The sequence below is a fragment of the Cryobacterium inferilacus genome (genome assembly GCF_019599185.1).
GTDB classification, from domain to species: Bacteria; Actinomycetota; Actinomycetes; order Actinomycetales; family Microbacteriaceae; genus Cryobacterium; species Cryobacterium inferilacus.
Map to the genome: position 1 here is coordinate 164,878 of NZ_JAIEUL010000006.1, position 10,063 is coordinate 174,940.

7 protein-coding genes and 1 tRNA gene are annotated in these 10,063 nt (G+C 66.9%); 6 read left to right on the forward strand and 2 right to left on the reverse strand.

The genetic code is table 11. The features are described from left to right. Nucleotides 1-225: 225 nt before the first annotated feature. Together K2F54_RS07815 and sp36 are read right to left on the reverse strand one after the other, a co-directional pair. Entirely contained in the window at nt 226-696 is a 471-nt protein-coding gene (locus K2F54_RS07815; RefSeq protein WP_220605299.1) for a RidA family protein, read from the reverse strand. A gap of 3 nt (nt 697-699) precedes the next feature. Then, complete coding sequence (gene sp36 / locus K2F54_RS07820) at nt 700-864, reverse strand: Sp36 family protein (protein ID WP_220605300.1); 165 nt, start codon at nt 862-864, stop codon at nt 700-702. 50 nt (nt 865-914) lie between these two features. Here sp36 and K2F54_RS07825 point away from each other — a divergent pair, with 50 nt between their 5' ends. The 6 genes from K2F54_RS07825 to K2F54_RS07850 all read left to right on the forward strand — a co-directional run bounded on the left by K2F54_RS07825 (nt 915) and on the right by K2F54_RS07850 (nt 9,694). Continuing rightward, on the forward strand, nt 915-3,485 hold the full coding sequence (locus K2F54_RS07825; protein WP_220605301.1) for a transglycosylase domain-containing protein: 2,571 nt from the start codon (nt 915-917) through the stop codon (nt 3,483-3,485). Beyond that, nucleotides 3,482-4,459, forward strand: a complete 978-nt coding sequence (locus K2F54_RS07830; RefSeq protein WP_220605302.1) for a metallophosphoesterase — start codon at nt 3,482-3,484, stop codon at nt 4,457-4,459. Before K2F54_RS07825 ends, K2F54_RS07830 begins: the two co-directional genes overlap by 4 nt. Nucleotides 4,460-4,534: 75 nt before the next feature. Then, the gene (locus tag K2F54_RS07835; RefSeq protein WP_220605303.1) at nt 4,535-7,081 is read left to right on the forward strand and encodes a transglycosylase domain-containing protein; all 2,547 of its coding nucleotides are present in this window, start codon (nt 4,535-4,537) and stop codon (nt 7,079-7,081) included. A 255-nt stretch (nt 7,082-7,336) separates the two neighbouring features. Then, nucleotides 7,337-7,410 (forward strand) — tRNA-Pro (locus K2F54_RS07840). A 62-nt stretch (nt 7,411-7,472) separates the two neighbouring features. Further along, nucleotides 7,473-8,954, forward strand: coding sequence for a DHA2 family efflux MFS transporter permease subunit (locus K2F54_RS07845; RefSeq protein ID WP_220605304.1), 1,482 nt, complete (start codon nt 7,473-7,475; stop codon nt 8,952-8,954). Between the two features lie 269 nt (nt 8,955-9,223). Next, nucleotides 9,224-9,694 (forward strand): VanZ family protein, encoded by a 471-nt coding sequence (locus tag K2F54_RS07850; RefSeq protein WP_308287572.1) that lies wholly within the window; start codon nt 9,224-9,226, stop codon nt 9,692-9,694. Nucleotides 9,695-10,063 lie beyond the last annotated feature (369 nt).

Sequence of the window (10,063 nt, forward strand, 5' to 3'; positions counted from 1 at the left end):
GGCCCATAAACCAGGCCGGAACGGGCCTCACGTGCCCTCTCGCAAAATCCCCCACACGCGAGAAGACAGTTGCGGCCCATAAACCAGGCCGAAACGGGCCCCAAGTGCCCTCTCGCGAGAGGCGAGGTGGAGCATCCGCCCCCGATAGTCGGATCGCCCTCGCGAACCGTGAGAAAAGCAGCTCCGGGAAGGCGCTTAACTCACAGTTCGCGAAAAAAGGGAGCGCTACGCGAAGGAGACGGTGAGCTCTACTTCGACGGGCGAGTCGAGCGGCAGCACCGCGACGCCCACGGCGGAGCGGGCGTGCACGCCGATGTCGCCGAAGATCTCGCCGAGCACATTGGAGGCGCCGTTGATCACGCCGGGCTGGCCGGTGAAGTCGGGGGCGGATGCGACGAAGCCGGTGACCTTGACCACCTGGGTGATGCGGTCGAGTGACCCGATCACGCTCTGGATGGCGGCGAGCGCGTTGAGCGCGCACTGGCGGGCGTAGCCCTGGGCGTCCTCGGCCGACACGAGGCCAGAGCCCACGCCGACCTTGCCCGTGGCGGGCAGCGACCCGTTCACCATCGGCAGCTGGCCCGAGGTGAACACCATCGAGCCGCTCACCACCGCGGGAACGTAGGACGCGACCGGCGGAACGACCGACGGCAGCTCGATGCCCAGCTCGGCCAGGCGGGCCTCAATCTGAGACATGACTCAGGCTCCGGCGGCAGCGACGGGACGCTTGAGGTAAGCGACGAGGCCACCCTCCGGTCCGGTGACGACCTGCACGAGCTCCCACCCCTCGGATCCCCAGTTGTTCAGGATCGCTGCGGTGTTGTGGATCATCAGCGGTGTGGTGAGGTATTCCCAGGTGGTCATGCGGCTCCGATTCAGGCTGTTGTTCAGAATTGTCCCTTACGCTCAAGTGTATGTCTGCCAAAAAAAGTACGGTTAGTGGAGCGCTCGGCGGGTTCCTCAGTTTCATCGGCATGAGCGCCATCGCCGGGGTTCTGGTGACCGTTGCGGTCACCCCCGCCCTCGCTCTGACAGGCATCACCGCCACGAACACGATCAACACGTTCGAGAACATCCCCAACTACCTCGCTGTCGACCAGCTCAGCCAGCGCAGCAACATCTACGCCGTGCAGCCCGACGGCAACCCGTACCTCATGGCCTCCTTCTACGACCAGAACCGCGTCGAGGTTCCGATCGAGGAGATGAGCCAGTTCGTGCAGGACGCCGCCGTCGCCGGTGAAGACCCCCGGTTCGAAGAACACGGCGGCGTGGACATTCAGGGCACCGTTCGCGGGGCCATTTCCACCGTCACCGGCGCGGGTGTGCAGGGCGGGTCATCCATCACCCAGCAGTACGTGAAGAACGTGCTGGTGCAAAAGTGTGAGGTGCTCAACGACGACGCCGAGGTCGACGCCTGCTACGACGACGCCACCAAGACCACCGCCGACCGCAAGCTGCGCGAGATGCGGATGGCCATCGGCCTGGAGAAGGAATACACCAAGGAACAGATCCTGCAGGGCTACCTCAACATCACCCTGTTCGGTGGCGTCGTGTACGGCGTCGAGAGCGCCGCCAACTACTACTACAACACCAGCGCCGCCAACCTCACCCTGCCGCAGGCCGCCAGCCTGGTCGCGATCGTGAACAACCCCGAGGCGTTCCGGCTTGACCGCCCCGAGAGCGAGACCAACGGCGCCGCCAACGGTTACGCCCGCAACAAGGAGCGCCGCGACTACATCCTGGGCGAGATGTTGCAGTACGAGAAGATCAGCCAGGCCGACTACGACGCCGCGATCGCCACCCCGATCGAGCCCACGATCACACTGCCCAGCACCGGATGCCAGACCGCCGGTGGCAGCGCCTACTTCTGTGACTACGTCTCCTACATTCTCAAGTCCGACCCCACCTTCGGCGAGACCGAAGACGAGCGTCTCGCGAACTTCCGTCGCGGCGGCTACGACGTGTACACCACCCTCGACCTCGAACTGCAGGACGCTGCCGAGCAGACCATGTCGGACAACGTGCCCAACGTGGCCACCTGGGACGTGGGCGGCGTGGCCGTGAGCGTGGAGGTGGGCACCGGCCGCGTGCTGGCCATGGCGCAGAACAAGATCTACAGCCAGGACCCCGAGGTGCAGGCCACCGGAGCCCAGTTCACCAGCATCAACTACAACACCGACTTCAACCAGGGCGGCTCCAGCGGGTTCCAGCCCGGCTCCACGTTCAAGGTGTTCACCCTGGCCGACTGGCTCGAAGAGGGCCACTCCCTCAACGAGCGGGTGGATTCATCCCTCAAGACCAACTGGGGCACCTTCAAGGACAGCTGCAACGGCGACTACACCTACACCGACTCGCTCAAGAACGACGCCGGCGAGAGCGGCCGCAACTACAGCGCCCTCGAATCCACGATCAACTCGTACAACACCGGGTACATGGGTATGGCCAAGGAACTCGACCTCTGCGAGATTCGCAAGACCGCCGAGTCGTTCGGCATCCACACGGCCACCGGCGCCCCGATGTCCCAGACTGCGTCGATGGTGCTGGGCACCAACGAGATCGCCCCGCTGAGCATGGCCGTGGCGTACGCCGGCATCGCCAACGGCGGCACCACCTGCTCGCCCATCGCCATCGACCGCATCGTCGTTCCCGACGGCAGCGAGATCACCCCGCCGGCCTCCACCTGCACCGAGTCCGTTTCCACCGAGACGGCCGCCGGCATGGCCTACGCCATGGAACGCGTGCTCAGCCAGGGCTCTGCTCAGCAGAGCTACTACGACACCTTCCCCCGCGTTCCCATGATCGGCAAGACCGGTACCACCAACGAGGCGCAGGACACCTGGATGAGCGGCGCCAGCTCCAAGGTCGCCACCGTCGTGGGCGTCGTGAACGTCACCGGTGACCAGAACCAGCGCAACTACTCCGCCAACTTCGAGAGCGGCTCGGCCGCCACCGCCCGGCACCGCATGTGGCCAGACATCATGAGCGTCGCCAACGCCAAGTACGGCGGCGACGAGTTCGAAGAGGCATCCCGCAGCTCGCTCTACGGCGCCCAAGTGACCGTGCCCGACGTGACCGGCCAGACCACGGATGCGGCCACCGCCGTTCTCGAGGACGCCGGCTTCACCGTGGTCGTCGGCGGCGAAACCGACTCCGACCTGCCCGCCGGCACGGTCGCCCGCACCAGCCCGTCCGACGGCTCCACCGTCGCGGCCGGCGCCACCGTCACGCTGACGATGAGCAACGGCAACGTGACCGCGCTGCCGGATGTGGTGGGTGACGCCGTGGAAGACGCCGAGGACACCCTGGACGGGTACGACGTGGTGATCATCGACCGTGCCGTGACCGACCCCGATCAGGACGGCGAGGTGCTCTCGATGAACCCCGCCGCCGGCACCGGCGCCGCCGAGGATTCCACCGTGCAGCTGTTCGTCGGCCGCTTCGACGGCAACACCGACAACGGCAACACCAACGAGGACGACGAATGAGCCCCGCACGCGTCGGCCGGGCCCTCCTGGCCTCGGCCGCCGTTGTGACGGCCACCGGCCTGGGCGCCTTCGCCTGGGGTTCGCTGGTGGAACGCAAACGGTTCACCCTGCGGGAGGTGACCGTGCCGGTGCTCGCTCCCGGTGCCGAACCGATTCGGGTGCTGCACCTCTCCGACCTGCACATGGCCCCGTGGCAGCGCGACAAGCAGGACTGGGTGCGCGACCTCGCCCGGCTGAACCCGCACCTCGTGGTCAACACCGGTGACAACCTCGGCCACGAAGACGGCATCGCCGGCGTGGAGTACGCCCTCGAACCGTTCAAGGGCGTGCCCGGCCTGTTCGTCAACGGCTCCAACGACTTCTTCGGCCCGCAGCCGAAGAACCCGCTCAAGTACTTCGGCGGGCCGTCCGGGCTCAAGGTGCGCAACGTCGAGCTCGACACCGACGACCTGCACCGGGTGTTCCACGAGCTGGGTTGGCACGACCTGAACAACGCGGCGGAGTCGCTGGACATCAACGGCACCCACCTGGAGATTTTCGGGGTCGACGACCCGCACATCCGTCGTGACCGGCTCGACCTCATCGCCGGCGCCATCGACGAGATGCGCGGCAACGACCCGCTCGCCGAAGAGACCTGGCCCGACCCTGGCGTTCCGGCCGCGGCCCGCTCCACCCTCACCATGGGCGTGGTGCACGCGCCGTACCAGCGGGTGCTGAACTCGTTCGTGAACCACGGCGCCCAATTGATTTTGGCCGGGCACACCCACGGCGGTCAGGTCTGCGTACCCAAGTTCGGCGCATTGGTGACCAATTGTGATATTCCGCGCCGCCAGGTGAAGGGCCTGAGCCTGTGGAACGTGGGGCTGCGCACCTCGTACCTCAACGTTTCCGCGGGTCTCGGCACCTCCATCTACGCCCCGGTGCGGTTCGCCTGCCCGCCCGAAGCGACGCTGCTCACCCTCACCGCGGCCTGACCCGCACCCCGGGCTCCCCGGTTTGGGGGCCGCCCAGAATGGGTTTGCCAGCCATCTTCGAATAGGCTCGCGGGCATGGGTGAATACAGAAGATCATTCGCCGGCGTCGTCGGGGGACTTATCGGCATCGTCGCGATGAGTTCCGTGGCCGGGCTATTGATCACTGTGGCGATCACACCCGCGCTGGCGATCTCGGGTGTGGCCACCCGCACCACCATCAACACGTTCGAGAATCTGCCGAACTACCTGCCGATCGACGCACTGTCGCAGGTGAGTACCATCTACGCCGTGCAGAACGACGGCACCCCCTACGCGCTGGCCTCGTTCTACGACCAGAACCGCATCGAGGTCCCGCTGCAGGCCACCAGTCAGTTCGTGCGCGACGCCGCCGTGGCCGGTGAAGACCCTCGGTTCTACGAGCACGGCGGCATCGACCTGCAGGGCACCATCCGTGGCGCCCTCTCCACCCTCGGCCCCAGCGGCAACGTCACCGGCGGTTCCTCCATCACCCAGCAGTACGTGAAGAACGTGCTCGTGCAGCAGTGTGAAGTGATGACCGTGCAGGAAGAACTGGACGCCTGCTTCCTCGAGGCCACCAAGACCGAGCCCGACCGCAAGCTCAAGGAGATGCGTCTCGCCATCGGCGTGGAGAAGCAGTACTCCAAAGACGACATTCTGCAGGGCTACCTCAACATCACCGGCTTCGGCGGCACCGTGTACGGCATCGAAGCCGCCGCCCGGTACTACTACAACGCCAGCGCCGGCACCCTCACGCTGCCGCAGTCGGCCAGCCTGATCGCGATCGTGAACAACCCGGAGAAGTTCCGCCTGGACTACCCGGCCAGCGAGACCAACGGCGCTGCCAACGAGTACGCCGCCAACAAGGTGCGCCGCGACTACATCCTCAACGAGATGCTCACCTACGAGAAGATCACCCAGGAGCAGTACGACGAGGCCATCGCCACCGTGATCGCCCCGGTCATCACCGAGCCGTCCACGGGCTGCCAGACCGCCGGTGGCGCCGGGTTCTTCTGCGACTACGTCACCCACGTGCTCAAGACCGACCCCACCTTCGGCGCAGACGCCGACGAGCGAATGCTCAACTTCCGTCGCGGCGGCTACGAGATCTACACGACTCTCGACCTGGACCTGCAGCTGGAGTCTGAGCGGGCCATCAATGAGAACGTGCCGATGACCGCGTCCTGGGACGTGGGAGCAGTCGCAACCAGCGTGCAGGTTGGCACCGGCCGGGTACTCACAATGGCGCAGAACAAGAAGTACACCCAGCTCGCCGAGGCGCCAGGCCCGGAGTACACCGGCATCAACTACAACACCAACTTCGACCAGGGCGGGTCCATCGGATTCCAGCCCGGGTCCACGTACAAGGTGTTCACCCTGGCCGAGTGGCTCTCCGAAGGTCACGCACTCGGCGAGCGGGTGGACTCCTCCCTCAAGCCGTACTGGGGTTCGTTCCAGGACAGTTGCAACGGCACGTACAGTGAACAGTTCCCGTTGCGGAACGACAGTGGCGAGAGCGGCCCCAACTACAGCGCCCTCGAATCGACCATCAACTCCTATAACACCGGCTTCATGGGCATGGCCAAGCGCCTCGACCTCTGCGGCATCAGGGAGCAGGCCGAGGCGTTCGGAATTCGCAACGCCGGCGGTGGCCCCCTGCTGCAAACCCCCGCCACCGTGCTGGGCACCAATGAAGTCGCTCCACTGAACATGGCCGTGGCCTACGCCGGCATCGCCAACAAGGGCACCACCTGCAGCCCCGTCGTGATCGACCGCATCGTCGGCGCCGACGACGTCGAGATTCCGGCCCCCACGTCCACCTGCACCGAGTCCGTGACTCCCGATGTGGCCGCCGGCATGGCGTACGCCATGGAGCGCGTACTCACCAGCGGGTCGGCCCGTGAGTCCAACGGGAAGACCTTCCCGAAGGTGCCGATGATCGGCAAGACCGGTACCACCGACAAGTCCTTCAACACCTGGATGAGCGGAGCCAGCTCGAAGGTCGCCACCGTGGTGGGTGTGGTCAACGTGAAGGGCTACCAGAGCCAGCGCGGCACCAACTTCTTCAGCGGTGCCGCCGCCACTGCGCGGCACCGGATGTGGCCGATCATCATGAGCGCCGCCAACGCCAAGTACGGCGGAGACGCCTTCGAGGCCGCCTCCAGCGATGTGGTGCAGGGCCGCCAGGTCTCCATCCCCGACGTGCGCGGGCTCAGCGTCAACCAGGCCCGCTCCGCCATCGAGGGCGCCGGCTTTGCCTTCCGCGACGGCGGCATCACCGACTCCGAGCTGCCCGCCGGCACGATCGCCCGCAGCGAGCCTAACGGCAGCACTGTCACCGGCGCCTTGGTGACGGTGTTCACCAGCAACGAGTCGCAGGTGCTACTGCCCGACGTGGTGGGGCAGACTCTCGCAGAGGCCAAGGAGTCACTGGCCGGCTTCGGCGTGGGAGTTCTCGAGGAGGACGTGCCCACGAAAGCCCAGGTGGGCAAGGTCACCGTGATGAACCCCGTCGCCGGCACCCCAGCCATCCCCGGCGGCACGGTCTACGTGGTCGTCGGCACCGAAGGCCCGAATACCGCGGACACCCCACCCGCCGGTTAGCCGCATCCGCTGGTTGAGCCGCATCGTTGGTTGAGCTTGTCGAAACCCCTCACCGGGTCTCGACAAGCTCGACCAACGTTCGGTCGCGACCATCTCGCTGGTTGAGCTTGTCGAAACCCCTCACCGGGTCTCGACAAGCTCGACCGGCGTTCGGTCGCGACCATCTCGTTGGTCGAGCTTGTCGAGACCCCGCGACCACCGTGTCCAAAGTGGGCACACCGATGGGGTTATACTTGTCGAGGTCCTCAGGGCCATCGGGGTATGGCGCAGCTTGGTAGCGCGCGTCGTTCGGGACGACGAGGTCGCAGGTTCAAATCCTGTTACCCCGACAGAAATACACCCCCACTCCTAGCGAGTGGGGGTTTTTCTGTTCCCGTTGCGAAAGGCCCCCATGACGCACTCCCCCGCCACCCCGCAGGCCCCGGCAGTGCCCCGCCGGGCCTGGCAGGCCCTCATCGTGCTGCTGGCCGGCATGTTCATGGCGCTGCTCGACACCACGATCGTCAACGTGGCGCTGCCCAGCATCCAGACCAGCCTGGATGCGTCAGAGGCCACCCTCTCCTGGATCATCAGCGGGTACGCGCTCGCGTTCGGTCTCGCGCTCATCCCCGCCGGGCGCATCGGCGACCGCATCGGCCACAAGTGGGTCTTCTTCACCGGCCTGGCCCTGTTCACCCTGGCCAGCCTCGCCTGCGGGCTGGCGCAGAACGACCTGCAGTTGATCATCGCCCGGGTGGCGCAGGGCCTGGCCGGCGGCATGTTCGTGCCGGCCGTCACCGCCGTCATCCAGCTGATGTTCCCGGCCGCCTCCCGCGGCAAGGCCTTCGCCATCATGGGCTCGGTCATCGGTGTCTCCACCGCGCTCGGCCCCATCGTGGGCGGCCTCATCATCGAGGCATTCGGCGCCGAGCACGGCTGGCGGCTGGTGTTCTGGGTGAACCTGCCCATCGGTGTGGTCGCGCTGGTCGCCGCCGCGTTCCTGCTGCCCTCCGGCACCGGTGCGGCGTCGGCGCCCGGCGCATCCGCCCCGGCCCGCATCGACTGGGTGGGTCTGCTGCTCGTCTCGGCCGGCCTGGTGGGTCTGCTGGTGCCGCTGATTGAAGGGCAAGACCGCGGCTGGCCGCTCTGGACCTATTTGGTGCTCGCCGCCGGCGCCCTGCTGATCGTGGCGTTCGGCGCCTGGGAGCTGCGCGTGGCCAAGCGCCAGCAGAGCCCGCTCGTGCCGCCGCACCTGTTCGCGCACCCCGCCTTCACCGGCGGTGTGATTCTCGCGCTGGTGTACTTCGCGGCGTTCACGAGCATCTTCTTCACCATCTCGATCCTCTGGCAGTCGGGCCTGGGCCACACCGCGCTCGAGTCCGGCCTGGTCTCCATCCCGTTCGCGATCGGCTCGATTCTGGGCTCGTCGCAGAGCAACCGGCTCACCGTGCGGTTGGGCCGCACCGTGCTCGTGGCCGGTGTGGCGCTGGTGACCGTGGGCCTGGTCTGGACCTGGCTGGTGCTGCTCCTCACCGACCCGGCCGACCTCACCAACTGGCTGCTGCTGGCGCCGCTATTCATCGCGGGCCTGGGCAGTGGGTGCTTCATCGCCCCGAACGTGGCCTTCATCGTGGCCACCGTCGACCCCAGCGAGGCCGGCGCGGCCAGCGGTGTGGTGGGCGTGATGCAGCGCGTGGGCAGCGCCGCGGGTATCGCCGTGGTGGGCAGCGTGTTCTTCGGCACCCTCGTGGTGGCCGGCCCCGGCCCCGACGCCCTCGCCGAGGGCTTCACCCACAGCGCCACCCTCGCCATGGCGGTCAGCGCCGCGCTGAGCGTGGTCGCCCTGCTGCTGGTCTTCCTGCTGCCCAAGCGCGTGGCCACCGGCCGCTCGTAGGCCGGGCGCATCCGTAGGTGGGCGCATCCGTTGGTGAGTTTGTAAGGAGATAGTGAGTTTGGAAGGACGAAATCGGCAATTTTCGTCCTTGAAATCTCACTATCTCCTTTTAATCGTTCGTCGGGCAGGCCGGGCGGGTTCGTCGGGCAGGCCGGGCGGGTTTCGCTGCCGGGCCGGGCTCACTAGTCTGGTGACCTGGTTCGTTGACGGTGCAGTCCTCCCGCAATGCACCCTGCGCGAGGCCGACGCCCACAGGTGAGGGAGGTGGCGTGAACGCTCTGACCCGGCGCCGCCACCAGGCCCTGCGCCGCACCGCACTGGTGCTGGCCTTCGTGTACATGCTGGCGCTTAGCGCGATCGCGTTCTGGCCCACCCCCGTCGACCGGGATGCGTCGGGCAGTATCACCGGCGTGCTCGCCTGGCTGCACGCTCACGGCGTTCCCGGCTGGGTGAACTATGTCCTGGTCGAATTCACCGCGAACATCGCTCTATTCGTGCCTGTGGGGCTTCTCGGCGTGATCCTGCTGGGCGCCCGCAACTGGTGGCTGGCGGTTCTGGCCGGATGCGTGACCAGCGGCTACATCGAATTCACGCAGCTGGTCTTCCTCCCGGCCCGGTTCGCCACCCCGCAAGACGTGCTCGCGAACACCCTCGGCGCCGCGCTGGGCGCGCTCCTCGGGGTGCTGCTGTTGCACGCGGTGAGCAGCCGCGCCCGGGCGCAGCCCGTGCCCGCTGTGTAGCGCACGCAGGCCGGGTCACCGGGTTTCGACAAGCTCAACCAACGAGACTGGCGGGTTTCGACAAGCTCAACCAACGCGGAGGTCGCAACCCCACGTTGGTCGAGCTTGTCGAGACCCCGCGAGATGGGAGCGACCCCACGTTGGTCGAGCCTGTCGAGACCCCCCAAGGTAGTCGCGACCCCTCGTTGGTCGAGCCTGTCGAGACCCCGCGAGATGGTCGCGACCCCACGTTGGTCGAGCGACCCCACGTTGGTCGAGCTTGTCGAGACCCCGCGAGATGGGCGCGACCCCACGTTGGTCGAGCCTGTCGAGACCCCGCGAGATGGTCGCGACCCCACGTTGGTCGAGCGACCCCACGTTGGTCGAGCT